The following is a 26,814-nucleotide window of genomic DNA, read 5'->3' on the forward strand; positions in this document are numbered from 1 at the left end:
AGTCTATATGCTTTGCTTGTCTAAGGGGGAATACAATATGAAGCTCTTTTGTTCCGCAATCGCGGGCTTGTTAGCGATCGCTTGCGTGACGCCTGCATTTGCTGACGTTATCGTTACACCGCGATTCACAGGCTATTTCGACAACAGCAATCAACGCCAATCGGGCATTGATACGGCAGGAAGCCTGCCAAGCGATACGGCACTGGCAGACCTTAACGCTCAGTTGCAGTCAGTATTCGGTCCTACCGCCTCGGTATCCTATGCAAATTCTGACAGTGGGAGCCGGGCTTCCCAAGTTTTTTTCCCGATGCTTGGAGCGTCAGTTTCGTTTTCGCTTGATCCGGAGCGTCGGACGCAAATTACAGCGACCGGTATGTATGGTCGAGGACATGCCGACATTAAAAATATCGGCACGGCCACGCAGCACACCTCAATTCAGGGCCAAATAGCAGACGACCTGTTTGTTACGCGCGGCACCGGCCGCGGCAAATTTGGGCGCATCGATGCGGAACTGACGTTGCAGCACAGGTTGGACGAGACATTCTCGCTAATGGCAGGTCTTCGCTATGAAAGGCTCAGGGAAAATGTTTCAATCACGACGCAAACGACGGGCTCGAGCAACGCGATTAACCTGATTAACGCGCTTGGCGGAAATGGGATCGTCTCCTACGGACTTCTGAACGACACCGCTGTAGGTTCCTATAAGACCACCAGTGCTATTTACAGTGCGCGCGTCGGAGCGGCTGCCTATATTCCGCTTGGCTCGACGCAAAGAATTTATGTCAATGGCTTGGCACATATAAACTATGCGCCTGCCAACACCATTGTGCTTACTCAGGTCTTCCAAAGTTCAGGTTTGCCGCAGGTGGTCAACAGCAGGATCGGCTCGGAAACGACAATTGGTCCAGATATTTCTGTTGGCTATATTCATCAGTTGGGGACGAAAGCTTCGATCGACATTCGATATCGGGGTTTGTTTTATTTCCCGGTTTCTGGTGCGCGGTCGTTCGATGATCCCCGGGTCAATCATGGGTTAAGCATCGGCGTTTCGTTTACTCTATAACGGGCCATGGTGTTGCGCATTCGTAATATCCTGAAAGGGATCGTGACTGCGATCGCTGTTATCTGGCTGTCCGGTACAGCGAGCGCGGCGACGCACGCGATTATTTTCGCCTCTGATTACGGCAGCTCAAAATCGATTGCGAAACTGGCGAATGCCAGCTTTGATGGGCGACTCATCTACGAGGCTTTTTTGAAAGCGGGCGTGACGGATGTCCAGCTCGTACTCGATGCGGATGCAGACGTTTGGGAGAAGGAGTTGAGGAGCCTGCTAGCTCGTACAGGTTCAAAAGATACCGTTATCTTTTACTATGCGGGACATGGTCTGCAGGTCGCAGGAGCCAATTATTTCGTGGCAGCCGACGGAGAAACGCTGATAGGGGTGGATCCAGTTATTTCCCTGTTGGCTTCGCATGTTGAGGCGACGGTGATGATAATCGATGCTTGCCGAAACAATCCATTTCGGACGCCCGATGAGGTGGCACTCAAGATCGACCCGGCAATCGGGGGGAGCAGGTCCCTTCCCCTGCTTTCAATTGGAGAAGTGCGTAAGGCACCGCGCGGTCTTGCGCAGCTCAGCGAATTGCGCGGGATGTCGGCAATGGTCCTGTTTTCGACCGAGCCGGGGAATGTGGCTGCAGATGGCGAAGCTGGAAAAGGCAGTCCCTTTGCAACAGTTGTTGCGCGCGAATTGGTCAGACGTGCCTCGCTGAACACTGTGATCCGGCGGATTTCTTTGGCGGTTAATAAGGTAACCGGCGGCCAGCAATCTCCATGGAGGCAGGGAGATTTGCCGTTCGATGTATACGTGGCAGGCATGCCCAATTTTCCGGCGCCATAGGGATTGTACTGATGGGATTGGCCGGCTGCGACGCTTTAGTCGCCAGCCAAATGGGGCAGAAATGTTACATGCCTGATGACCGCCTTCCACCTTAAACAGTAGTTGGGCAAACCGGTCCTCATGTTCGAAACCCGTCAATCCTCGTTGGGTGACCGCCCTTCCGGTTTCCCGTCTTGCAAACACCCGCAGTCGCCCCGCACCTTGACAAATCCTGCTCCAGCGGCCAAGCGCGGCGCGTTCGCGGGGCAGTGTGCCTCGCCCGATTCCCCGGAACCACAAACGAAATGAATTTTGCCGATCTCGGCCTTTCCGACGAGTTGCTTCGCGCCGTAACAGAGGCAGGCTATGATACGCCCACGCCCATTCAGGCCGCGGCCATTCCCCAGATCCAGATGATGCGGGACCTGATTGCCATTGCCCAGACAGGCACGGGCAAGACGGCAAGCTTTGTTCTTCCGATGATCGACATTCTTGCGGGCAGCCGCGCTCGCGCCCGCATGCCGCGCTCCCTGATCCTGGAACCGACGCGGGAACTGGCGGCTCAGGTTGCCGAGAATTTCGAGAAGTACGGCAAGTACCACAAGCTTTCGATGGCGCTGCTGATCGGCGGCGTGCAGATGGGCGATCAGGTCAAGGCGCTGGAAAAGGGTGTTGACGTGCTGATCGCCACGCCGGGTCGGCTGATGGACCTGTTCGAGCGCGGCAAGATCCTGCTGACCGGCTGTTCGCTTCTCGTGATTGATGAAGCGGACCGGATGCTCGACATGGGTTTCATCCCGGATATCGAGAATATCTGCACCAAACTGCCCGCCAACCGGCAGACCCTGCTCTTTTCGGCAACCATGCCGCCGCCGATCAAGAAGCTGGCCGACAAGTTCCTGTCGAACCCCAAGTCGGTCGAAGTCGCACGCCCGGCGTCTGCCAATATCAATATCACCCAATGGCTGGTCGAAACCGACGCCCGCAAGAAGCGGGAAACGCTGCGGACATTGCTCGGGCAGGAGGATGTGAAGACCGCGATCATCTTCTGCAATCGCAAGACAACTGTGCGCGAACTTGCAAAGTCTCTGCAGCAGGACGGCTTTTCAGCCGGCGAAATCCATGGCGACATGGAACAGCGGGACCGGATCGCAATGCTCGACCGTTTCAAGGACGGGGGAATCAACATTCTGGTCGCCTCCGACGTTGCCGCACGCGGCCTCGACGTGAAGGGCGTCAGCCATGTTTTCAACTATGATGCCCCCTGGCATCCGGACGACTATATCCACCGCATCGGCCGCACGGGCCGGGCAGGGGCAACCGGGGTCGCCTACACGCTTGCCACCAAGGACGATGCAGAAGCGATCGAAGGCATCGAAAAGCTGACCGGGCTCAAGATCGAGCGGATGGGCAAGGTTGCACCAGAAGCAAAATCCGAGGGCAAGCCCGAGGCGCGGGAACCACGGCCGCCGCGCGAGCCTCGCCCGGCAAGGGAAACACGGGAGCCAAGGGAAACGCGCGAGCCGAGGGAAGCGCGCGCACCACGTGCACCCAAGGCAGAGCGGGACGCGCCCAAACCCAAGGGTGCTAAGGCGGCACAACGCCCGGCGCCAGCGCCCCAGTCTGACGATGGTGACGAGGGCGGCTGGAACGGGCCCGTCCCCGGCTTCCTGAGCCAGGGTTTCGGAAGCTAGCGGACGCCAGCCGCAAACCGGTCCAGCCCGGCACGCAAATCCTCGATCAGGTCATCCACATCCTCGAGCCCAATCTGCAGTCGGACCACGGGCCCCTCTGCGTGCCAGCGCGTCGCGGTGCGATAATTCTGGGGGTCCACCGGCAGTGCAAGGCTTTCATATCCCCCCCAGCTATAGCCGATCCCGAAATGCGCAAGCCCGTCGATCAGGGCAGCGCGGCGTGCTTCGTCGCCACCTTTAAGAACAAAGCTGAACAGGCCTGAGGAGCCCTTGAAGTCTCGCTTCCATGCCGCGTGACCGGGGCATTCCGGCAAGGCTGGGTGCAGTACTCGCGCGACTTCGGGTTGGTCAGCCAGCCAATGCGCGATCTTCAGCGCGTTTGCCTGATGCCTCTCCATCCGCACACCAAGCGTGCGCAGGCCTCTCGCTGCGAGCCAGGCGTCATCCGGGCTCAAAACCTGCCCCAATTGCTGGGACGTCTTTCTGAGCGCCGGGAAATGCGCAGCATTCGCTGTTACGGATCCCGCCATCACGTCGCTGTGCCCGACAATATATTTGGTGCACGCGAGGATCGAAAGATCCACCCCGAACGAGAGCGCCGGAAAGAGCAGGGATGTGGCCCAGGTATTGTCGATCAGGGTCACAAGGTCGCGGGCCTTTGCGACCGCCACGATCGCGGGGACATCCTGCACTTCGAACGTCAGGCTGCCCGGGCTTTCGAGAAAGATCGCGCGCGTGCGTTCGGTCAGCAGCGTTTCGATACCTGCACCGATCAGCGGGTCATAATAGCGGGTGGTGATGCCGAAGCGTTTCAACAGTCCTTCGCAGATTCCGCGGGTGGGATCATAGGCGCTGTCGACCATGAGCAATTCGTTGCCGGGATTGAGGACCGAAAGCAGCGCCGCTGCCGTTGCGGCGACGCCCGAAGGGTAGAGCATCGTGCCCGCCGCTTCGGGCTCCATTTCGGTCAGGGCATCAGCCAGCGACCATTGGGTCGGCGTGCCGCGTCGACCGTAAAAGAGCTTGCCATCTTCGTTCGTACCGACCCCGGCCCGGAGGGCAGCGACGTCGTCATACAGGATTGTCGAGGCGCGCCAGACGGGAGGATTGACGATCCCACCCTTGCTTCCACCAAGGTGCGTCCACTCGCTTCGACGCCCGCCCTCGACGATCTGCGTGGCAGGACGTGACGGCGGCTTGCCTTTGCTCACGCGGCGCCAATGGCCTTGGGCGTATCAGCCTGTGCACCCCATTCGGACCAGCTTCCGTCATAAAGCCCGACATCGGTCTTGCCGAGGAGATGAGCTCCGAAAACGAGAACAGCCGCTGTCACTCCGGTCCCGCAGGTCGTCGCCATCGGCTTGTCCATATCGACACCGGCATCCGTGAAGGCTGCCTTCAACGCCTCTCCCTTTTTCCAGGTACCGTCCTCATTGAACAGGTTGGAGTAGGGAAGGTTTATACTGCCCGGAATATGGCCCGGATTGACGCCCAAACGTGGTTCGGCCTCGCGCCCCTCAAAGCGAGCGGTGCCACGCGCGTCGACAACCTGTTCGGCGTTGCTTTCGAGATTGGCTTTCATCTGGTCGATTGTGCGTACGGGCTTGTCATCGCGCCACACTGTAAAATGTCTATGCCTGAGCGTAACCTTTCCGCCTTCGGTCGGGCGGCCCTCGGCCTTCCACTTGGCAAGTCCGCCGTCGAGGATCGCAACACCGTGGGCGCCAAAGACGATGCTCATCATCCACCATGCGCGCGCTGCCGATTTTACCGGGGTGTTATCGTAAAGGACGATCCGACTGCCGTCTCCAAGCCCAAGTGACTGCATGCGGCTGGCGAATTTTTCGGCCTTGGGCAACATCATGGGATAGGGATTGGTCGTGTCGGCCAGATTGGCCAGATCCATGAAGACGGCACCAGGAATGTGCTCGGCCTCATATTCGGCAGCGGCATCGCGCCCGTCGATGAAGAGAGTGGCATCCACAACGCGCAGATCCGAGGCTCCAAGTTCTTTCGCGAGCCATTCGGTTGAAACAAGCGCGTCCATAGTCATTCACTCCCTAGATCAGATGGGCTGCAACCTTACTGGGCCGCAGGTGTTTCGTCGAGCCTTAGCGGTTGCGGATAAAGGCACGAATGTCTGACGACAGCTTGTGCAGGTCCTCATCGCGCACATACATCATGTGGCCAGCACCGTAATAATGAAACTGGATCCGCTCGGCGGGAAAACCTGGACGCGAAAGTGCATATTCAGCCCCGAAGAATGGCGTGGCAAAGTCGTAATAGCCTTGGGCGACGAACAATTTCAGCCCGCTGTTTTCGCGCATCGCCTTGCCCAGATAGGGCGCGACATTGAAGTAGTAGGCGCTGTCATCGCGACCATCAATTTTCCAATCCCAGTCGTTGACGCCGCCGATCGTCACATATTCGCGATCCGCCTTGAAGCCCAGCGTGTCACGCACATAGCTGTTGAACGCAGCGGTGTAGCCGCCATCGATCCCGTAGAAACTGGGATCATTGTCTGGCTGTTCGCCCGCCGTATCAAGGTCCTTACCGGTGTAGCGCGTGTCGAGCCGCCCGATTGTGAGGCCACGATCCCGAAGCAATTCCTTGTAGAATCGCCCGGGCAGGACCCGGAGGTTGGCGCGATCAAGAAAGGCCTCGCTCAAACCGGTGAAACGGGCAAGCTTCTGGCGTATTGCAGCGCGCTCGGGGTCTGCAAGCGCACTCCCCTTGGCGAGGGCAGTTAGATACTCGCCTGCTGCAAAGGAACGCGCTTGCGCCACGAATTCCTCAACAGTCACGGGCCGATCCGCAACCTTGTTGTGGTACCAGGCAGTCGCAGCCATCGAAGGAAGGGCCACGACGTAGACCATTTCGTTGCCCTCGACTTCTGCCTGAGCGCCAAAGTCCAGGATGGTCGAAATCAGGATCACCCCATTGAGCGCGACATCATTATAGTTGCCTTCGAGTTCATGAACGACAGCAGCAGAACGGGTCGTCCCATAACTTTCTCCGCCGAGGAACTTGGGCGCATTCCAGCGGCCATTATCGCGAAGCCAGATGCGGATGAACTGTGCGACCGACTTGGCATCCGCAGATACGCCCCAATAGTCCTTGGCCTCGGTCTTGCCCAGCGCATGGCTGAACCCAGTCCCGACAGGATCGATGAAAACGATATCGGTGACATCAAGCAGCGATTCGGGGTTGTCCGTGACGCGGTAGGGCGGCCCGCCGTCGTCTCGCGCATCTGATGGAATGGCGACGCGTTTGGGGCCGAAAGCGCCCATATGCAGCCACAAGGATCCCGAGCCGGGCCCTCCGTTGAAGAGGAACGTCACCGGTCGGTTAGGGTCTGCGCCGTCCTTCACATAGGCGGTTGAAAAGATGCTCGCTTTTGGCGTCCCGTCTTCCGCTTTCAGATAAGTCTCCTTTGCTGTGGCCGTATAGCTGACAGAGGTACCGCCAAAGTTTCCGCTGCGGTGACTGACGGAGATCATTGGCGGCGGAATCTCAGAAGCTGGCTTGGCCGCGTCAGCGGGCGCATCCGACTTGCCGGCTGCGGCGAACGCTGTTTGGGAGGTCACGGCGATGAACGCCGAAAAGGCAAATAGGAAAGCGCGGTGCATGAATATCCCCGGATGTGTTTTAGCCATCGCACATTGTGGCAAGGGATGGGCTTCACCTCAAGCAATGCTTTGCCTAAAGGTGAAGGATGCGCACTCATCTTGGCCAGACCAGCATATTGCCCGCTTCGCCTGACGAAGCCGTGCTCGATTATCCGGCAAACCCGAGGCCCGGTACTGCCTATCTCGTTCGATTTGCAGCGCCCGAATTTACGTCGCTGTGCCCCGTGACCGGTCAGCCCGACTTTGCGCACCTGGTGATCGATTATGTGCCGGACGAAACAATCGTCGAATCGAAATCGTTGAAGCTGTTTTTGGGCTCCTTTCGCAATCACGCTGCGTTCCATGAGGACTGCACTGTGGGTATCGCACAACGCCTCTTTGCGGAAATGAAACCCGTCTGGCTCCGTATTGGAGGGTATTGGTATCCGCGCGGCGGCATCCCGATCGACGTATTTTGGCAATCCGGAAGTCCACCGAAAGATGTCTGGATCCCGGATCAAGGGGTCAGTCCCTATCGAGGCAGAGGCTGATCGCACCAATTTGAGTATGACTTGGAATCAATTGCAACCATTACTGATCTTTAACAGTAACTTCAGAATGTCCTTCTAGTCTTCTTGCTTGATAGTATTGATGAGTCTGCAGCAGGGTCGAGATGGTTACCAAGAAGGAGCGGCTTTACGCGGTCATTCCCGCGGGTCTGGAAGACTGGGTCGCCAACCGCCTGGTTCGCGCGCACATCCGGATTCTTACGGCACTTGTTCTCGGCCATTTGCTTAACGCTGGTGCAATCGCCGTCGCATTTTACGGGCGCATTCCGACCCTTGCGCTTTTTCTTGGATGTACAGCAGTGGCACTTGTCGGAGCCCACCGGTTTTGGCTGGGCCAAGGCGAGCGCAAACGCCTTTCGCGTATCGGATCGCAGGCAATGGTTCGGCAGCTGGAGGCCAACACCCTTGCAATGGCTTTGATCGCGTCAGGCAGCATTTTTGCGTTGATGCCGTATGGCGGGCCATCCCATCAGCTCATGCTCGCGGTTGTCGGCATGTCCCTGATTGGTGCAGCAGGTTATACAATGCGCACGCTGCCGCGCGCCGCCATTGGCTATATTGCGATCATTGCAGTTGGCCTGATAGCAGCCCTGCTGGGCACAGGAACCTTGACGGCATTGGCAACCTGCATCCTGATCGGCGCGTCCGCTCTGCTTCTGTGCCGCATGGCCCTGACAGCCTATACCTTGTTCGTCGTGCGGATTGTGCGCGAGCGGGAGCGCAATTCGTCGATTGAAACGGTCAAGATGCTGCTCAATGACTTTGAAGACCAAGGCTCCGATTGGTTGTTCGAGATTGACCGCGACAGGCGAATACTGGGTGCCTCGAAACATTTCTCAGATCAGACGGGTCTGGCACCCGAAAATCTCAATGGTCGGTTGTTTGAAAATCTTTTCCAGACCGGGCCCGAATGTGCCCAGCTTGTCGATCACCTGGTCAACCGTCGGGCTTTTCGTGGCCTCGCGCTCCAACTGGCGCAGGAAGATGGAAGGCCGCCCCGCTGGTGGTCGGTCAGTGCGCGACCGGCAACAGGCGGAACGCGCAATGGGGTCTGCTTTCGCGGTGTCATCAGTGATGTGAGTGCCGAGAAGCAGGCGGAGGCGCGCGTTCGTCATATGGCGCATTATGATGCCCTGACAGGTCTGCCCAATCGCCTGATGTTCAACAATGCGTTGTCGCGGATGGTCGCAGATGAGGTCGCATCGCAGCGGCTGGTCGTGATGCTGATCGATGTGGATCACTTCAAGGCAGTCAATGACTCCCTCGGCCATCCCATAGGAGATCAGTTCCTGCGTGCCGTCTCGTCGCGATTGATCGAAGGCGTGACAAAGAGCGGTCTCGGCGGAGAGGGTCATATCCTCGCCCGGCTTGGAGGTGACGAGTTTGCAGTCATGATGGCGGGCGAAGATTCTGCTGATCACGCAATAAGGCTGGCCCAGAAGCTGGTGACGAAAATGGCGGAACCTTTCCTTGTTTCTGGTCACCAGATCATGTCCGGCGTGAGCATCGGCTTGGCGATTGCGCCCTTCGACGGCCAAAGCGCCGAGGCTTTGCAGCGCAATGCCGACTTGGCGCTATACTGCGCCAAGGACAACGGTCGCGGCTGCTGGGAACGGTTCGAAACGGGCATGGATGTCGCGGTGCGGGAGCGTCACGCCATGGAACGCGACTTGCGGAACGCCCTTGCTGCTGGCGAAATGCGCCTCTTCTTCCAACCGCTGGTCGATGTGTCCACAGGCAAACAAAGTGGATTTGAGGCGCTGATCCGCTGGGAAAGCGCAGCACGCGGGCTGGTCATGCCGGACGAATTCATCCCGCTCGCCGAAGAAACGGGGTTGATTGTGCCGCTTGGCGAATGGGTCATCCGGGCGGCCATGGCTGAAGCTGTCCGATGGACGGAGCCCTTGACGGTTGCTGTCAATGTGTCCCCGGTGCAGATGCGCAGCCCCGGTCTGTTGCCGACAATCATCAATTCTCTGGCAGAAACCAGTCTGGACCCGGCACGTTTCGAAGTTGAAATTACCGAAGGCGTCCTGCTTCACGAAAGTGAAGCCAATATGACGGTCCTGCATCGCATGCGCGATCTGGGCATCAAGGTCGCACTCGACGACTTTGGAACCGGCTATTCCTCGCTCAACTATCTTCGGACCTTCCCGTTCGACAAGATCAAGATCGACCGGAGCTTCGTCAACGATCTGGAAAATCGCGAAGACTGCCGCGCAATCGTGAGCGCAGTGATCGGTCTTGCGAACAATCTGGGCATGGTTACCCTCGCTGAAGGTGTCGAGGATGCGGCCCAGCTTGAACAATTGCGTCTGGAAGGCTGCTCAATGGTTCAGGGCTATCTTTTCGGGAAGGCAATGCCCGCAGGACATTACACGGATTCCGAGCCCCGGGATCTGCCTGACGCCGAACCGATCGCTCGCATTGAACCAGATGAGCCGCCGGGGGAGCGAAAGGTTGCCTGATTTTCGCACAATTGCGATGAAGCGAGGGGTGCCTGTATCGTAATGTTCATATTCAATCCCTATTGTCAGGGAATGAGTGAAGCCATTCCACATTACCATCCGATTGGCATCCTGCCTGCCGACATTGATTTCATGGGCCATGTGAACAACGCGCGCTATCTTGGCTGGGTGCAGGATGCTGTGCTCGATCACTGGAAAAGCCTTGCTCCACCCGACGCCGTTGCAAAATATCTCTGGGTCGCGCTGAAACACGAAATTACCTACCGCAAGCCAGCCTTCCTGAATGATGAGGTGATCGCCACCGTCATTCTTGAAAAGGTTCAGGGCGCGCGATCCTTTTATGAAACGCTCATCAAGCGCGGTGAAGAGGTATTGGCTGAAGTCAAATCCAGCTGGTGCTGCATCGATGCTGAAACCCTGCGCCCCGCGCGAATTGCGGCGGATATTGCGGAACGGTTCTTTTCAAAGAAGGACTAGCCTTCGCTCACTGCTTTGCGGGCCGCCCGATAGAGGGCGCCAACCGCGCCAATGAACAGTACCAGCCCGATTGCAATGCCGGGGGTCCTGAAACTGTCTCCGACCACGGCCAGTGGCGCGTCGCCTCCGGCGCTGGCAACGATCCCGGCAAAGGCAACGCCGAACAGGCTTTCCCCCACGATCAGGCCCGTTGCTGCGAGTACGCCCATCCTCCGGGCGAATTCCGGATCGCGGTGAGTCTTGACGCTTCGATCATAAAAATGTCCCAGCACAGCGCCGATCGGGATCAACAGTGTCAGCGCCATGGGCAGATAGATGCCCATGCCCACGCAGAGCGGCGGCAATCGCATCTTGCCAAACCGGCCCAGTGTCTCGTCGACAATGATCGATACGGCACCCAGCACGGCACCGAATCCGATAAGGCCCCAATTCAGGCTGTCACCCAATACGCCTCTGGCGAGCGCCGAGATGAGTGCGGCCTGTGGTGCAGCGAGGGCGTTGGGCCCTGCATTAGGCGCTCCGGAGTAGCCGAACGCTGCATTCAGCAGGTCCAGCACCGGGGGAATGACCAGCGAGCCAAAGATAACACCGATCACGAGCGCCACCTGCTGCTTCCAGGGCGTTGCGCCGACAAGTTGCCCGGTTTTCAGATCCTGAAGATTGTCATTCGATATCGTCGCAATCGAAAAGACGATGCCGGTGGTGAAGATGGCATAGGCAATCAGCGCCTGGGTTTGCTCGACCGTGCCGCCGCGTCCATAGACCAGAACCAGCAGCAGCGCAGCACCCAGAACGGCAAGGATGCCGACCCCCGAAACCGGACTGTTCGATGCCCCGATGAGCCCGGCCATGTAACCGCACACCGATGCAATGACGACGCCAATGACCAGCACATAGACCAGCGTGCCGAGGATCACCGGTGCAATGCCGTCGGCAATGGCGGTATCGGCTGCAAAAACCCACAACAACCCGGCGATTGGGAGAAGCAGCGCGAGGATCGTTCCGCCGACAATGCTGATGGGCAGGTCGCGCTCTGTCAGTTCGAGCGCTTGCCCGGACTTGCGAGCGTCAGCCGTTGCCATTGCGCCGCGAATCCCGCGAATGATAGGGCCAAGGATTCGGAACAGGCTCCACAAGGCGGCAACGCCGATCGTTCCGGCGCCGATAAAGCGCACGTCGTTGCGGAATGTATCATCCACCAACGCGGTGATATCTCCGCTCGCACCATGCATCGCAGTAAGGATCGGTACCAGCCCCGCCCAGGTGACGAGCATCCCGACTGCCATCGCGATGCCAACCGAAAGCCCGACAAGGTGGCCGACACCGATCAGGGCCATCGACAGGCTGGTCGAAGCGCCGCTTGCCCCCGCGCCAACCCTGAATGTCGTCGCGACCTCTGCCGCCGCCACCTTCATTGCTGCAAGCAATGCAAAGCCAGCCGATGTCAGTGACCCGAGGACAATCATTCTCAGGCCCTTGGCGTTTTCCGCTGCACCATCTGCCGACCCGAAACCGACCCGGAGTACTTCCGCTGCAGCCACGCCTTCGGGATAGGGCAGGTCGGACCCGGTAACGAGTGCGCGCCGCAACGGCACCGAAAACATAACGCCCAAAGTCCCGCCGATCGCGCAGACCGCAGCAGTGATCCAGTACGGGAAGCCCTGCCACCAGCCGATCATGACCAGGCCCGGTAGCACAAAGATGATCGCGGCGAGCGTCCCGGCTGCAGACGCAATCGTCTGGACGATATTGTTTTCAAGGATGTTCGAGTTCCCGGCGATACGCAGCAAGGCCATCGAAATCACTGCCGCCGGAATCGAGGTTGCAAAGGTCAGGCCGACCTTGAGGCCCAGATAGACATTGGCCGCAGTGAACAGCAAGGTGATGAAACCGCCAAGGACCACACCGCGGAATGTCAGTTCGCGCATCAGTTCGCCTCGAACCGGATGGGAAGGCGCTTCAGTCCGCCGACAAAAGTGGACTCCACACGGGCCGGCTCGCCAGCGAGTTCGATTGACTTGAGGCGGGGCAGCAACTCTTCCATCAGGATCCGCATTTCCATGCGGGCAAGATGCTGGCCCAGGCAGACGTGCCCGCCAAAGCCGAAGGCGATCTGGTTGTTGGGTGTGCGGTCCGGATTGAAGGTAAAGGGGTCTTCGAACACGGCTTCGTCGCGATTGCCGCTGGGGTAGCACAGCATCAGCCAGTCCCCCTTGGCAATCTTCTGGCCGGAAAGTTCGCAATCTTCCGTCGCCGTGCGCAGGAAGTGCTGGACGGGCGTGGTCCAGCGGATGGCCTCTTCGATCAGCCCTGCTGTATCGGCCGTGCCGTCGCGATACCGCGCGAACAGGGCCGGATTCTTGGCCAGTTCCATGATGGCCCCTGCGGTCGAGGCCGATGTTGTGTCATGGCCTGCGGTGGCGACGATCATGTAATAGCCATTGGCCTCGCGGTCCGGAATAGGCGCCCCATTGATTGTGCCTGTGGCAATCACCGTGGCAAGATCATCTCTCGGGTGGGCGCGTCGGTCCGCCGTAATTGCCGCAAAATAAGTCTCGAAATCGGCAATAACGAACTGCAGCATCTGGATTGCCTGTTCAGCACTGACAATTTCCGCCCGCGCCCGGTTGATTTCGGGATCGGTCGGGCCAAACAATTGCTGGGTCAGCATGAGCATCCGGGGCTCATCCTCCGGGGGGACCCCGAGAATGTTCATCACGACGTGGAGCGGATAATAGGCCGCAACATCCTTGGCGAAATCGCATTCGCCGCCCATTGCCAGCATCTTTTCGACCGTGTCGCGGGCGATCTCCCGAATGCGGGCTTCGATGGTGCGCAAATTCTTGGGCATGAACCAGCTTTGCGTCAGCAGTCGGTATTTCATGTGATCCGGCGCATCCATCTGGACAAGCGAACGGATCAAGTGGCCATCATGGTTCGGCGTAATGGCCTTGACCAGCGCCTCAGCGTCCCGATCGACCAGAGTGGGAGAGCGAACGGCGCTGGCGAAACGCACGTTGTTCTTGCTGATTTCAAGAATATCGGCGTGCTTCGTGACGGCCCAGAACGGATCGAACCGCTCATTTTCAGCAATTGCGAGCGGCATGTTTGCCCGGGCCCAGGAATATTTCTCGTGCAGTCCGTTCCATTCGCCGTAGGCCTTGGGGTCGACAAGGGCAGCAGCGATATCGGTTGGCAGTATTGGCATTGTCATCTTCCCTTGAACAATCCACCCAGCAGGCCGCGGAGCAACTGGCCGCCAAGCTGCCCCGCAATCTTCCGGCCAACGGACGTCGCTGCAGAACGGGCGGCTGACTCGACCATCTTTTCTGCGAAACTCGGTTTTGCGTCTTCGCGCGCCTTGGCAGCGGCGGCGCGCTCGGCCTCGCGCGCTTGTCGTGCTGCTTCACGGTCAATGATCACTTGCTGGCGTGCCTGTTCCTTGGCGGCAATGGCTGCCTGCTTGTCAGCTTCGGCCTGAGCGGATTGAGCAGCCGCAGCCGCAGCGGCCTCGGCCTGTTTCGATGCCAGGATTTCTTCCGCAGATTCCCGGTCGATCAAAGTGTCATATTTCGTGCCGATTGCATCCGTCTGGATCATCACGGCGCGTTCTTGCGGCGTCGCCGGGCCGACGCGAGAGGCGGGGGCCTTGATCAGCGTGCGTTCGACAGGAGAGGGCGCGCCATCGGGCTGCAACAGAGATACGAGTGCTTCGCCAACTTTCAACTCGGTTATGGCTGTTGTGACGTCGATCTTCGGATTGGCGCGAAAGGTTTCTGCTGCGGACTTTACTGCGGCCTGGTCGCGCGGTGTAAAGGCATTGAGCTTGTGTTGCACGCGATTGCCAAGCTGCCCGGCAACGGTGTCGGGAATGTCGATCGGGTTCTGTGTGATGAAATAAACACCGACGCCTTTGGACCGGATCAGACGGACGACCTGTTCGATCTTTTCCACCAGGGCTTTCGGCGCATCATTGAAAAGCAGGTGAGCTTCATCGAAGAAGAAGCAGAGCCTTGGCTTGTCCGGATCGCCGATTTCGGGAAGCGTTTCGAACAGTTCGGACAAGAGCCACAAGAGGAAGGTCGAATAGAGCTTCGGGCTGGCCATCAATTTGTCGGCCGCAAGGATATTCACGATGCCGCGACCGGAGTCGTCGCACTTGATGAAATCCTCAAGGTCGAGTGCCGGTTCTCCAAAGAAGTGATCGCCGCCCTGGCTTCTCAGTTGCAGCAGTGAGCGCTGGATCGTCCCGACGCTCTGCTTGGAGATGTTTCCATAGGTGAGCGTCAGTTCTTCCGCCCGGTTGCCGCAACTGACCAGCATGGCCTGCAGATCATCAAGGTCAAGCAGCAGAAGCCCGTCCTTGTCTGCAACATGGAAGGCGATAGTCAGTACGCCTTCTTGCACTTCGTTCAGATCCATAAGCCGCGCGAGAAGGAGCGGGCCCATTTCGGAAACCGTGGTGCGGATGGGATGGCCCTGTTCGCCGAACAGGTCCCAGAACTGCACGGGATTGTCCTTGTAGGCCCAATCGGTCTGCCCAATCTCGGCCGCGCGCGCTGCGAATATCTCATGAGTCTTAGACGTGGCCGAGCCTGCCATGCACAAACCCGACAGGTCACCTTTGACGTCGGCAACAAAGGTTGGCACGCCAACGGCCGAGAACCCCTCGACAATGCCCTGGAGCGTGACGGTCTTGCCCGTGCCGGTCGCTCCGGCGATCAGGCCATGTCGATTGGCACGTTTGAGATTGAGGATCTGCGGTTGCCCGCCACCTGTACCGATAAAAATGCCTTCATCCGCCATTACTCATCTCCCAACGCGAGCCTTGCCATGCGCATAGCGAAGCCTCGCCCCGGACGGAAGCGGGTTTGACTTGCTCCAAGTCAGCATCTATATGAGTGCTACCGGGCCGTTTCGGGAATTGGTGTGCCGTCGCGCAGTGCATCAAGCGAATTGAAGGGCAAGGTTTCACAACGACGCGAAAAGCTGCCGGTTCCGGGGACGGAGTCGCGCGGCCTTTCGTCGTTTCGCGCGTCCGGATTACAGGCAAAGGCGAGAAATTTACATGGCGAAGCAAGAAGCGAAGGCCGACGCGACGATCGCAGTCGCAAAGAAGCGCATCCGCAAGGTTTTCGGCAACATCCACGAAGTGACGCAGATGCCCGACCTGATTCAGGTCCAGCGCGAATCCTATGAACAGTTCCTTCGTTCCGATCCGTCGATTGGCTATGTCTCGGGCCTCGAAAAGACGCTGCGCAGCGTCTTCCCGATTCGCGATTTTGCCGGCACTGCCGAACTTGATTTCGTCAATTACGAGCTTGAGGATCCCAAGTTCGACACTGAGGAATGCCGCCAGCGCGGGATCACTTATGCGGCCCCAATGAAGGTTACGTTGCGCCTGATCGTGTTCGAGGTCGATGCCGAAACCGAAACCCGCTCGGTCCTCGATATCAAGGAGCAGGACGTTTACATGGGCGACATGCCGTTGATGACGCACAACGGTACGTTCATCATCAACGGGACCGAGCGCGTCATTGTCTCGCAGATGCACCGTTCGCCGGGTGTGCTGTTCGACCATGACCGCGGCAAGACCCATGCTTCGGGCAAGTATCTTTTTGCCGCTCGCGTCATTCCATATCGCGGTTCATGGCTCGACTTCGAATTCGATGCCAAGGACATTGTCAACGTCCGTATCGACCGCAAGCGCAAGTTGCCGGTCACGGCGCTGCTTCTTGCGCTTGGCCTTTCACCTGAGGAAATTCTCCATCACTTCTACAACACGGTCATCTATGTCCGTGGCGAAGGCGGCTGGAAAGTTCCCTATGTTGCCGAGAATTGGCGCAATCAAAAGCCGATGTTCGACGTTGTCGATGGCAAATCGGGTGAAGTCGTGTTCGCGGCAGGGCAGAAGGTTTCTCCCCGCGCTGCCAACAAGGCCCAGAAGGACGGGCTTGAGGAACTGCTCATTCCGACCGAGGAGATATTCGGCCGCTATTCGGCGCTTGATCTGATCAATGAGTCAACCGGCGAAATCTACATCGAGGCCGGAGAGGAAGTTTCCGCGGAGAACCTCGAAAAGCTCGACAAGGCGGGCGTGGATCGCATCGAGCTGCTCGACATCGATCATATCAACACCGGCCCCTGGATTCGCAACACGTTGAAGGTCGACAAATCGGAAGACCGCGACATGGCCCTTGATGCGATCTATCGGGTCATGCGTCCTGGCGAACCACCAACGCGCGAAACTGCCGAGGCTCTCTTTGGCGGCCTGTTCTTCGATCCGGAGCGCTATGACCTTTCGGCCGTGGGCCGCGTGAAGATCAACATGCGCCTCGCCCTTGATGCGCCAGACGATCACACGACCCTGCGCACCGAGGATATCCTTGCTGTCGTCAAGACACTTGTCGATCTGAAGGATGGCAAGGGTGAAATCGACGATATCGACAATCTCGGCAATCGCCGCGTCCGCTCGGTGGGCGAGCTTCTCGAAAACCAGTATCGTGTCGGCCTGTTGCGCATGGAGCGTGCGGTCAAGGAGCGCATGTCTTCGGTCGATGTTTCAACTGTCATGCCGAATGACATGATCAATGCAAAGCCGGCGGTTGCTGCCGTTCGCGAATTCTTCGGTTCGTCGCAGCTTTCGCAGTTCATGGACCAGACCAACCCGCTGTCCGAAGTGACGCACAAGCGTCGCGTTTCGGCACTTGGACCGGGCGGCCTTACCCGTGAGCGCGCAGGCTTCGAAGTGCGCGACGTTCACCCGACGCACTATGGCCGTATCTGCCCGATTGAAACGCCGGAAGGTCCGAACATCGGCCTGATCAACTCGCTGGCGAGCTTCAGCCGGGTGAACAAGTACGGCTTCATCGAAACGCCGTATCGCAAGGTCATCGACCACAAGGTCACGAACGATGTGGTTTATCTCTCCGCCATGGAAGAGGCGAAGCACACGATCGCGCAGGCCAACGCCGAACTGAACAAGGACGGCAGCTTTGCAGAAGAGGTGATCTCTTCACGCGAAGCCGGCGAATTCCTGATTGCTCCGCGCGATCAGATCACCCTGATGGACGTTTCGCCCAAGCAGCTCGTTTCGGTAGCGGCATCGCTTATTCCATTCCTGGAAAACGATGACGCCAACCGCGCGCTGATGGGATCGAACATGCAGCGCCAGGCCGTGCCGTTGGTTCGTGCCGAAGCGCCGTTTGTCGGAACCGGCATGGAAGAAACTGTCGCACGCGACTCTGGTGCTGCCATTGCGGCTGCCCGCGGTGGCATTGTCGATCAGGTCGACGCGACCCGTATCGTCATCCGCGCAACGGGTGCTGTGGAGGCCGGTCAGTCTGGCGTCGACATCTACACGCTCCACAAGTTCCAGCGTTCGAACCAGAACACCTGCATCAACCAGCGCCCGCTGGTGAAGGTGGGCGATGTGATCACGCCGGGCCAGATCATTGCCGACGGTCCCTCGACCGAGCTCGGCGAACTGGCACTGGGTCGCAACACGCTCGTCGCGTTCATGCCCTGGAATGGCTACAATTATGAAGACTCCATCCTGATCAGCGAACGCATCGTGAAGGACGACGTCTTCACCTCGATCCATATCGAGGAATTCGAAGTGATGGCGCGCGACACTAAGCTTGGGCCGGAAGACATCACGCGCGACATCCCGAACGTCGGCGAGGAAGCACTTCGCAACCTCGACGAAGCGGGCATCGTCTATATCGGTGCCGAGGTTGAGCCGGGCGATATCCTGTGCGGCAAGATCACGCCGAAGGGCGAATCGCCGATGACGCCGGAAGAGAAACTTCTCCGCGCCATTTTCGGTGAAAAGGCCTCAGACGTGCGCGACACGTCGCTGCGCCTGCCGCCGGGCGTTGCCGGAACCGTAGTTGAAGTGCGCGTTTTCAACCGTCACGGCATTGACATCGACGACCGGACCCGCGCCATCCAGGCCGAAGAAAAGGAACGGCTAGCGAAGGATCGCGACGACGAACGTTCGATCCTCAACCGTGCGACCTATTCGCGCCTGCGGGAAATGCTCATCGGCCAGGTCGCGACTGCGGCTCCCAAGGCGATCAAGAAGGGATCGACAATCGACGAGGCCCTGCTTGCGGAGGTCGAACCCCATGAATGGTGGAAGATCGCCGTGCAGGACGACGCCCGTCAGGCCGATCTTGAAGCCGTCAAGGGCCAGTATGATGCCTCTGTGAAGCTCATCAACGCGAAGTTCGAAGATCGCGTCGAAAAGGTGGAACGTGGCGACGACCTGGCACCGGGCGTGCTGAAGATGGTCAAGGTCTTCGTGGCCGTGAAGCGCAAGCTTCAGCCGGGCGACAAGATGGCTGGCCGTCACGGCAACAAGGGCGTTATCAGCCGCATCCTTCCGGTCGAGGACATGCCGTTCCTCGAAGACGGGACGCCTGTCGATATCGTGCTTAATCCGCTGGGCGTGCCTTCGCGCATGAACGTCGGACAGATCTTCGAAACGCACCTTGGCTGGGCCGCGCGCGGCCTGGGCAAGCAGATAACGGAACTGCTCGAAGCCTGGCGTGAATCGGGTGGAACCGAAGCCGGTAAGCCTCCGACGGCGGTTCGCGAGCGGCTGAAGGAGATATATGGTGACAAGTATCTCGCTGAAATCGATGCGCGCTCTGATGACGATATTGTCGAACTTGCCGCGCTGCTGAAGAACGGTGTGCCCATGGCGACGCCGGTGTTCGACGGCGCGCGCGAAAAGGATGTGTCGGAGATGCTGACAATGGCCGGACTCGATACCTCGGGTCAGGTGACACTGTTCGACGGGCGCACTGGGGATGCCTTCGACCGGCAGGTGACAGTCGGGTATATCTATATGCTCAAGCTGCACCACCTCGTCGACGACAAGATCCATGCACGTTCGATCGGGCCGTACAGCCTTGTCACCCAGCAGCCGCTGGGCGGAAAGGCGCAGTTCGGCGGACAGCGTTTCGGCGAAATGGAGGTCTGGGCGCTCCAGGCCTATGGTGCTGCCTATACGCTCCAGGAAATGCTGACGGTGAAGTCCGACGATGTCGTCGGCCGCACCAAGGTCTACGAAGCGATCGTCAAGGGAGACGATACGTTCGAAGCTGGCATTCCCGAAAGCTTCAATGTTCTCGTGAAGGAAATGCGCTCACTCGGCCTCAACGTCGATCTGGCGAGCATCACCGAGAAGGATGATGACGGTCTGGCCATCGCGGCCGAGTGATCAACGCCACCTGAGCGAATATGAAATCTAACCCAAACCCCTCCCCCGAGTGGGAGGGGAACTGGAGCAAGACATGAACGAACTGACCAATTTCGCCAATCCGATCGCAAAGCCGGAAACCTTCGACCAGATCCAGATCGGCATCGCATCGCCAGAGCGCATCCGCAGCTGGTCCTTCGGCGAGATCAAGAAGCCGGAGACCATCAACTACCGTACGTTCAAGCCGGAGCGTGACGGCCTCTTCTGTGCGCGCATCTTTGGCCCGATCAAGGATTACGAATGCCTGTGCGGCAAGTACAAGCGCATGAAGTACAAGGGCATCGTCTGCGAAAAGTGCGGTGTCGAAGTCACGGTCTCGAAGGTTCGCCGCGAGCGGATGGGCCATATCGAACTGGCGGCGCCCGTTGCGCACATCTGGTTCCTGAAGTCTCTGCCAAGCCGCATCGGCCTGCTGCTCGACATGCAGCTGAAGCAGCTTGAGCGCGTCCTTTATTTTGAAGCCTATATCGTCATCGAGCCAGGCCTTACCCCGCTCGAAAAGTATCAGCTTCTGACCGAAGACGAACTTCTCGACGCGCAGGACGAATATGGCGAAGACGCTTTCTCGGCCGGAATCGGTGCTGAAGCGGTTCGCCGTATGCTCGAGGAACTTGATCTCGAGGGCGAAAAGGAAGCGCTGCTTGAAGAGCTGGCGACGACCAAGTCGGAACTCAAGCCCAAGAAGATCATCAAGCGGCTGAAGGTTGTCGAAAGCTTCATTGAATCGGGCAACCGTCCCGAATGGATGATCCTCGAAGTGATCCCGGTCATTCCGCCGGAATTGCGCCCGCTGGTGCCGCTGGATGGCGGCCGGTTTGCGACATCCGATCTCAACGATCTCTACCGCCGCGTCATCAACCGCAACAACCGCCTCAAGCGCCTCATGGAACTTCGCGCGCCGGACATCATCGTCCGCAACGAAAAGCGTATGCTCCAGGAAGCTGTCGATGCGCTGTTCGACAATGGCCGTCGCGGCCGCACGATCACGGGCGCCAACAAGCGCCCGCTGAAGTCGCTGTCCGACATGCTGAAGGGCAAGCAGGGTCGTTTCCGCCAGAACCTGCTTGGCAAGCGCGTCGACTATTCCGGCCGTTCGGTGATCGTGACCGGTCCGGAACTCAAGCTGCACCAATGCGGCCTGCCAAAGAAGATGGCTCTCGAACTGTTCAAGCCATTCATCTATTCGCGGCTTGATGCCAAGGGTCTCTCGATGACCCTGAAGCAGGCCAAGAAATGGGTCGAAAAGGAACGCAAGGAAGTCTGGGACATTCTTGACGAAGTGATCCGCGAGCATCCGGTTCTGCTGAACCGGGCACCGACGCTCCACCGTCTTGGCATCCAGGCGTTTGAGCCTGTCCTCATTGAAGGCAAGGCGATCCAGCTGCACCCGCTCGTCTGCTCGGCCTTCAACGCCGACTTCGACGGTGACCAGATGGCGGTCCACGTTCCGCTGAGCCTAGAGGCCCAGCTGGAAGCGCGCGTCCTGATGATGTCGACGAACAACATCCTGTCGCCCGCCAACGGCAAGCCGATCATTGTGCCGTCGCAGGACATGGTTCTGGGTCTCTACTATCTCTCGATGGAGAAGCAGAATGAACCTGGCGAAGGCATGATCCTCTCCGACATGCAGGAAGTGCACCAGGCGCTCAACGCCGGTGCAGTCACCCTGCATTCGAAGATCACAAGCCGCGTTCCGCAGGTTGATGAGCATGGCAAGCAGTTCATGCTCCGCGTCGAAACGACCCCGGGCCGCATGCTGCTGGGTGAAACCCTGCCGCAGAGCCACAAGGTTCCGTTCGACACGATCAACCGCCTCCTGACCAAGAAGGAAATCGGCGACGTCATCGACATCGTCTATCGCCACACCGGCCAGAAGGAGACGGTTCTGTTCGCCGACGCGATCATGAGCCTTGGCTTCCGCCACGCGTTCAAGGCCGGCATTTCGTTCGGCAAGGACGACATGATCATTCCGGCAACGAAGGACGGGCTGGTTGAGGAAACCCGCGTTCTCGTTCGTGACTTCGAGCAGCAGTATCAGGAAGGCCTGATCACCCAGCAGGAAAAATACAACAAGGTGATCGACGCCTGGAGCCGTTGCGGCGATCAGGTCGCGGCTGAAATGATGAAGGAAATCCAGTCCGTGAAAATGGGCCCGGATGGCCGCGAACTGCCGACAAACGCGATCTACATGATGGCGCATTCGGGTGCTCGTGGTTCGGCCGCACAGATCAAGCAGCTCGCTGGCATGCGCGGCCTGATGGCCAAACCGTCGGGTGAGATCATTGAAACGCCGATCATCTCGAACTTCAAGGAAGGCCTGACCGTCCTTGAATATTTCAACTCCACCCACGGCGCCCGCAAGGGTCTTGCGGATACGGCGCTCAAGACCGCGAACTCGGGCTACCTGACGCGGCGCCTTGTCGACGTTTCGCAGGATTGCACCGTGATCGAGGAAGATTGCGGCACCGAACGCGCACTCGAAATGAAGGCAATCGTACAGGGTGGTGCGACAATCGCATCGCTTGGCGAGCGCGTTCTCGGGCGCACGACGGCGGAAGACATTGTCGATTCCAAGACCAACAAGGTGATCATCCCGACGGGCACATTGCTTGACGAGGCTGACATCTCACTGATTGAGGAAATCGGCATCCAGGCGATCAAGATCCGTTCGCCGCTGATCTGCGAAACGCGGATGGGCGTCTGCGGGAAATGCTATGGTCGCGATTTGGCTCGGGGCACTCCGGTCAACATCGGTGAAGCGGTCGGCGTCATTGCCGCCCAATCGATCGGTGAGCCGGGCACGCAGCTGACGATGCGGACCTTCCACATCGGCGGTGCGGCGCAGCTGAACGAGCAGTCCGGCCTTGAAGCCGTGTCTGACGGCGTTCTCGAATATCGCGATCTTCGCACGATCGTCGACAAGCAGGGCCGCACGGTCTCGCTGTCACGCAACGGCGAAATTGCGGTTGTCGATAAGGACGGACGTGAGCGTTCGGCCGATCGCCTGCCTTATGGTGCCTATGTGCTGTTCGCGGACGGCGCCAAGGTGAAGAAGGGTGACAAGATCGCCGAATGGGATCCGTTCACTATGCCCGTGATCACGGAAAATCCCGGTGTCGTGAAGTATCAGGATTTGGTCGAAGGCCAGACACTGGTGGAACAGGTCGACGAAGCGACCGGCATTTCGCAGAAGGTCGTCACCGAATTCCGGCCCGGCCGCTCGAAGGTCGATCTTCGTCCGCGCCTCACCCTTCTGGATTCGGACTCGGGTGAAGCGGGCCGCTACATGCTGGCTGTGGGCGCAATGCTCTCGGTTGAGGATGGAGCAACGGTGCAGGGCGGCGACGTTCTGGCGCGTGTTTCGCGTGAAGCGGCCAAGACGCGCGACATCACCGGCGGTCTGCCGCGCGTTGCCGAGCTGTTCGAAGCGCGCAAGCCGAAGGAAAATGCGATCATTGCGAAGGTCTCGGGCCGCGTCGTTTACGGCAAGGACTACAAGGCCAAGCGCAAGATCGGCATCCAGCCGGAGGACGGCGGCGATCTGGTCGAATATCTGATCCCCAAGTCCAAGGTGATCGACGTGCAGGAAGGCGATTATGTGAAGCGGGGCGACAACCTCGTTGCCGGATCACCCGATCCGCACGACATCCTCGAAGTCCTCGGCATTGAGCCTCTGGCTGAATTTCTCGTCGCGGAAATTCAGGAAGTCTATCGCTTGCAGGGCGTGAAGATCAACGACAAGCACATCGAGACGATTGTTCGCCAGATGCTGCAGAAGGTCGAGATCACGGCGTCGGGCGACACCACATTGCTGGTGGGCGAACAGGTCGACCGCGAGGAAATGATCGAGATCAACGACAAGGCTGCGCTGACAGGTGGCAAGCCTGCCGAAGGCAAGCCGATCCTGCTCGGCATCACCAAGGCGTCGCTGCAGACCCGCAGCTTCATCTCGGCGGCCTCCTTCCAGGAAACCACACGCGTGCTCACGCAGGCGGCGGTTGAAGGCAAGAAGGATGAACTGGTCGGCCTCAAGGAGAATGTGATCGTCGGTCGCCTGATCCCAGCAGGGACAGGTGCCGGCATGAATCGCCTGCGCGTGGCGGCCTCCTCGCGCGATGCGGCGCTTCGCGTGCAGCAGCGTGAATGGCAGGAAAGCCTGATCGCACCAAGGTCGGCAGCTGAAGAGCATGCTGCCGAACTGCGTCAGCCCATCGAAGCCGATACGGGCGACGATGCGCTGGCGGCTGTGATCCATACGCCCGAAAGCGTAGAGGACGACGCAGAATAAGCCATTGAAGCGAGAGCTTCTGTGAAAGACCCCGTTGGAGTGATCCGGCGGGGTTTTTTGCATAAGCCGGGCGCCAACGGCAGGGTGTTTGCCGAATGGGTCCTCCATGGCCTAAGGCGTCGCATGACATCCTTATGAAACCCAAGATCCTGACGACCATCCGCGATTATTCGCCGAAGCTGCTGGCAGCGGACGCTCTGGCGGGAATCACTGTTGCGCTCGTCGCCCTCCCGCTCAGCATTGCCATTGCTATTGCATCGGGGGCCACGCCAGCAGCAGGTTTAATAACGGCGGTCGTTGCCGGCTTCATCATTTCGGCGCTTGGCGGTAGCCGGGTCCAGATTGGCGGACCAACCGGAGCCTTCATCGTGATTGTTTACGGGATCGTGCACAATCACGGCATTGACGGTTTGCTGGCTGCGACTTTGATGGCTGGCCTGATTCTGCTTTTGGCGGGCTTGCTCGGGGCCGGAAAACTGATCCGGCATGTCCCGGAACCTGTGATTGAGGGTTTCACGATTGGCATCGCGATCGTGATCGCCTTCAGCCAGCTCAAGGACTTGTCCGGTATGAGAGGCGCTGCCTTGCCAGCGGATTTTCTGCCCAAACTGGCTGGACTCTGGTCCATGCGGTCGACAATCGATCCCTCCTCCCTTGTTCTCGGCATCCTATGCGTCGCTGCCATTCTTGTCCTGCGGCGGCTTGCGCCCAAGATTCCCTGGCTTGTGCTTGTCGTCGCCGTCGCGAGCATCGCTGCCGTTATGGCTCTCCCGTCTGTCGAAACCGTGGCAGCCCGATATGGCAACCTGCCTCAAGCCCTACCGATGCCACGCTTTCCAGCGATGTCGTTTGCGACTATGGTGGCGCTGTTGCCGTCTGCCCTGACGATTGCGTTCCTTGCCGGCATTGAATCGCTGCTCTCGGCAATCGTGGCCGACAGGATGATTGGCGGCGCCCATCGGTCCAATGCCGAATTGATCGCGCAGGGCGTGGCGAACATTGCGTCGCCGCTTTTTGGCGGATTGCCAGCAACAGGAGCAATTGCCCGAACCGCAACCAACGTGAACGCCGGTGGCCGAACGCCGGTCGCTGGGATGATCCACGCCCTGTTTATTCTGCTGGCCATGATGCTTGCGGCGCCTTTGGCTGGCGCACTGGCTCTCCCGGCGCTGGCGGCGCTGCTCATCGTGACCGCCTGGACAATGAGCGAGCCGCACCGCTGGCCCGAGCGCCTGCGGCTGCCGAAGCTGGATCTGGCCCTTCTGCTGCTCACCGCTGCGCTGACAGTCCTCGCCGATCTCACGCTGGCCATTGCTCTCGGAACACTGATCGGCATCGGGTTGCGCATTGCCCGCGGCGAAATCACGGCCCCACAGTGGCACACGCCCTTTCGCTGGGGTGGAGACGACCGGGACTAGCCAGCAAGAGGTTTTGCTTTTGCGGCGGCTCGCTTAAGACGACGCGATGACGGATTCCAATCCCTGGGTTGAACTGCGCTCTGCCCGCCATGCGCCCCTTCTTGCGCTCATGTGCCTTGGCATCTGGCTGAATGCTGCCGATACATTGGTGACCGTAACGATCATGCCGAGCGTCGCGCGGGCGATCGGCGGCTATGAATGGTTTGGCTGGACTGTTGCTGCCTATCTGGTTGGATCGATCCTGGCGAGCGCAAGTGCGGCAAGGCTCGCGGGAGATTTCGGGACACGGCGGATGACCATCTTGTTCGGTCTCGTCTATGCCGCCGGCTGCGCACTTGGCGCGCTTGCGCCGGCCATGCCCATGTTTGTGGCAGGGCGCTTCGTGCAGGGCGTGGGCGCAGGGGCCATTGTCGCGCTGTGCTATATTGCCATTCCCAACAACTTCCCCGAGCGGGTCTGGCCCGCTGTCTTTGGGGCGATCTCTGCAATCTGGGGCATTGCAACCTTGCTTGGTCCCTTGCTCGGCGGCCTGTTTGCCAGCGGGCAACATTGGCGAACCTTGTTCTGGCTGTTTGCGGCGCAAGCTTTGGTCTTTGCCGCGCTTATACGCTGGTTTGCGGCAGCGGATGGAGATGTCGATGCAACCAAGGGTATCCCTGCGCGCCAGTTGGTCGTCCTGCTGTTGTCAGTGACATCCCTCGGCTCGGCGGCACTGGTCCGGGATACGCTGTTGGCAACCGCGCTGGTTATTTCAAGTGGATTGGGTTTCCTTGCCCTGCTCTGGATAGACCGGCGGGCCGAGGTGCGGCTGCTGCCGCGCGACGCGGGAAACCTGAGCAGTGCGGCAGGACAGGGATATTTCATCATTTTCGCCACCGAAGCCGCTGCGATCGGCTTCAGTGTTTATGGAACGGCGTTCCTGCAAGCGATTCATGGACTGTCTGCGCTGTTGGCCGGCTTCATCCTCGGCGGCATCGCGGCGGGGTGGACGGTCACGGCACTGCTCGTCTCCCGAGGTGGGGCGGGTCGCGATGCTCTCTGGTTGAAGCTTGGCGTGGGGATCATCGCCGCCGGCATTGTCTTTGGCAGTTGGGCCGTTCCGCGCGGCTCTCCGGTTGTCGTGGGCGTTGCCATGCTCCTGCTTG

16 protein-coding genes (1 of these 16 cut by a window edge) are annotated in these 26,814 nt (G+C 59.2%); 10 read left to right on the forward strand and 6 right to left on the reverse strand.

The window, feature by feature from the left end:
• The first annotated feature begins 37 nt into the window (after nt 1–37).
• The 3 genes from K0O24_RS06665 to K0O24_RS06675 all read left to right on the forward strand — a co-directional run bounded on the left by K0O24_RS06665 (nt 38) and on the right by K0O24_RS06675 (nt 3,573).
• Nucleotides 38–1,063, forward strand: coding sequence for a hypothetical protein (locus tag K0O24_RS06665; protein ID WP_219895086.1), 1,026 nt, complete (start codon nt 38–40; stop codon nt 1,061–1,063).
• Between the two features lie 42 nt (nt 1,064–1,105).
• Complete coding sequence (locus K0O24_RS06670; RefSeq protein WP_219895087.1) at nt 1,106–1,900, forward strand: caspase family protein; 795 nt, start codon at nt 1,106–1,108, stop codon at nt 1,898–1,900.
• A gap of 284 nt (nt 1,901–2,184) precedes the next feature.
• Nucleotides 2,185–3,573, forward strand: a complete 1,389-nt coding sequence (locus tag K0O24_RS06675; protein WP_219895088.1) for a DEAD/DEAH box helicase — start codon at nt 2,185–2,187, stop codon at nt 3,571–3,573.
• Here the strand turns inward: K0O24_RS06675 and metC are convergent.
• The 3 genes from metC to K0O24_RS06690 form a co-directional block, all read right to left on the reverse strand.
• Nucleotides 3,570–4,784 (reverse strand): cystathionine beta-lyase, encoded by a 1,215-nt coding sequence (gene metC, locus K0O24_RS06680; protein WP_219895089.1) that lies wholly within the window; start codon nt 4,782–4,784, stop codon nt 3,570–3,572. The genes K0O24_RS06675 and metC overlap by 4 nt on opposite strands.
• Nucleotides 4,781–5,620, reverse strand: a complete 840-nt coding sequence (sseA, locus tag K0O24_RS06685; protein WP_219895090.1) for a 3-mercaptopyruvate sulfurtransferase — start codon at nt 5,618–5,620, stop codon at nt 4,781–4,783. The genes metC and sseA overlap by 4 nt, the downstream gene beginning before the upstream one ends.
• Nucleotides 5,621–5,684: 64 nt before the next feature.
• Nucleotides 5,685–7,202 carry a S10 family peptidase gene (locus tag K0O24_RS06690; protein ID WP_219895509.1) on the reverse strand — a complete coding sequence of 506 codons (1,518 nt, stop codon included), beginning with the start codon at nt 7,200–7,202 and terminating at the stop codon, nt 5,685–5,687.
• 86 nt (nt 7,203–7,288) lie between these two features.
• Here K0O24_RS06690 and queF point away from each other — a divergent pair, with 86 nt between their 5' ends.
• From queF to K0O24_RS06705, 3 genes are all read left to right on the forward strand, one after another.
• Nucleotides 7,289–7,732 carry a preQ(1) synthase gene (gene queF, locus K0O24_RS06695; RefSeq protein ID WP_219895091.1) on the forward strand — a complete coding sequence of 148 codons (444 nt, stop codon included), beginning with the start codon at nt 7,289–7,291 and terminating at the stop codon, nt 7,730–7,732.
• A 122-nt stretch (nt 7,733–7,854) separates the two neighbouring features.
• The gene (locus tag K0O24_RS06700; protein ID WP_219895092.1) at nt 7,855–10,218 is read left to right on the forward strand and encodes a putative bifunctional diguanylate cyclase/phosphodiesterase; all 2,364 of its coding nucleotides are present in this window, start codon (nt 7,855–7,857) and stop codon (nt 10,216–10,218) included.
• A gap of 72 nt (nt 10,219–10,290) precedes the next feature.
• Entirely contained in the window at nt 10,291–10,695 is a 405-nt protein-coding gene (locus K0O24_RS06705) for an acyl-CoA thioesterase (RefSeq protein WP_219895510.1), read from the forward strand.
• Here K0O24_RS06705 and K0O24_RS06710 read toward each other — a convergent pair.
• The 3 genes from K0O24_RS06710 to K0O24_RS06720 are packed head-to-tail and all read right to left on the reverse strand — an operon-like array spanning nt 10,692 to nt 15,501.
• Complete coding sequence (locus K0O24_RS06710) at nt 10,692–12,623, reverse strand: OPT family oligopeptide transporter (RefSeq protein ID WP_219895093.1); 1,932 nt, start codon at nt 12,621–12,623, stop codon at nt 10,692–10,694. The two genes, K0O24_RS06705 and K0O24_RS06710, sit on opposite strands and share 4 nt — an antisense overlap.
• Nucleotides 12,623–13,909: a cytochrome P450 gene (locus tag K0O24_RS06715; protein ID WP_219895094.1), complete on the reverse strand. Its 1,287-nt coding sequence runs from the start codon at nt 13,907–13,909 to the stop codon at nt 12,623–12,625. The genes K0O24_RS06710 and K0O24_RS06715 overlap by 1 nt, the downstream gene beginning before the upstream one ends.
• Nucleotides 13,906–15,501: a helicase HerA-like domain-containing protein gene (locus tag K0O24_RS06720; RefSeq protein ID WP_219895095.1), complete on the reverse strand. Its 1,596-nt coding sequence runs from the start codon at nt 15,499–15,501 to the stop codon at nt 13,906–13,908. Before K0O24_RS06720 ends, K0O24_RS06715 begins: the two co-directional genes overlap by 4 nt.
• Before the next feature lie 262 nt (nt 15,502–15,763).
• Between K0O24_RS06720 and rpoB the strand changes: the two genes are divergently transcribed.
• From rpoB to K0O24_RS06740, 4 genes are all read left to right on the forward strand, one after another.
• Nucleotides 15,764–19,924 carry a DNA-directed RNA polymerase subunit beta gene (gene rpoB / locus K0O24_RS06725; RefSeq protein ID WP_219895096.1) on the forward strand — a complete coding sequence of 1,387 codons (4,161 nt, stop codon included), beginning with the start codon at nt 15,764–15,766 and terminating at the stop codon, nt 19,922–19,924.
• Nucleotides 19,925–19,997: 73 nt separating this feature from the next.
• Complete coding sequence (gene rpoC / locus K0O24_RS06730; protein ID WP_219895097.1) at nt 19,998–24,251, forward strand: DNA-directed RNA polymerase subunit beta'; 4,254 nt, start codon at nt 19,998–20,000, stop codon at nt 24,249–24,251.
• A gap of 134 nt (nt 24,252–24,385) precedes the next feature.
• Nucleotides 24,386–25,669: a SulP family inorganic anion transporter gene (locus K0O24_RS06735; RefSeq protein ID WP_219895098.1), complete on the forward strand. Its 1,284-nt coding sequence runs from the start codon at nt 24,386–24,388 to the stop codon at nt 25,667–25,669.
• A gap of 46 nt (nt 25,670–25,715) precedes the next feature.
• On the forward strand, nt 25,716–26,814 hold the 5' portion of the coding sequence (locus tag K0O24_RS06740) for an MFS transporter (RefSeq protein WP_219895099.1). 281 nt of this gene lie beyond the right edge of the window; the window shows 1,099 of its 1,380 coding nt (coding positions 1–1,099); the start codon lies at nt 25,716–25,718; its stop codon lies beyond the right edge, outside the window.

It is taken from the genome of Aquisediminimonas profunda, assembly GCF_019443285.1.
GTDB lineage: Bacteria > Pseudomonadota > Alphaproteobacteria > Sphingomonadales > Sphingomonadaceae > Aquisediminimonas > Aquisediminimonas profunda.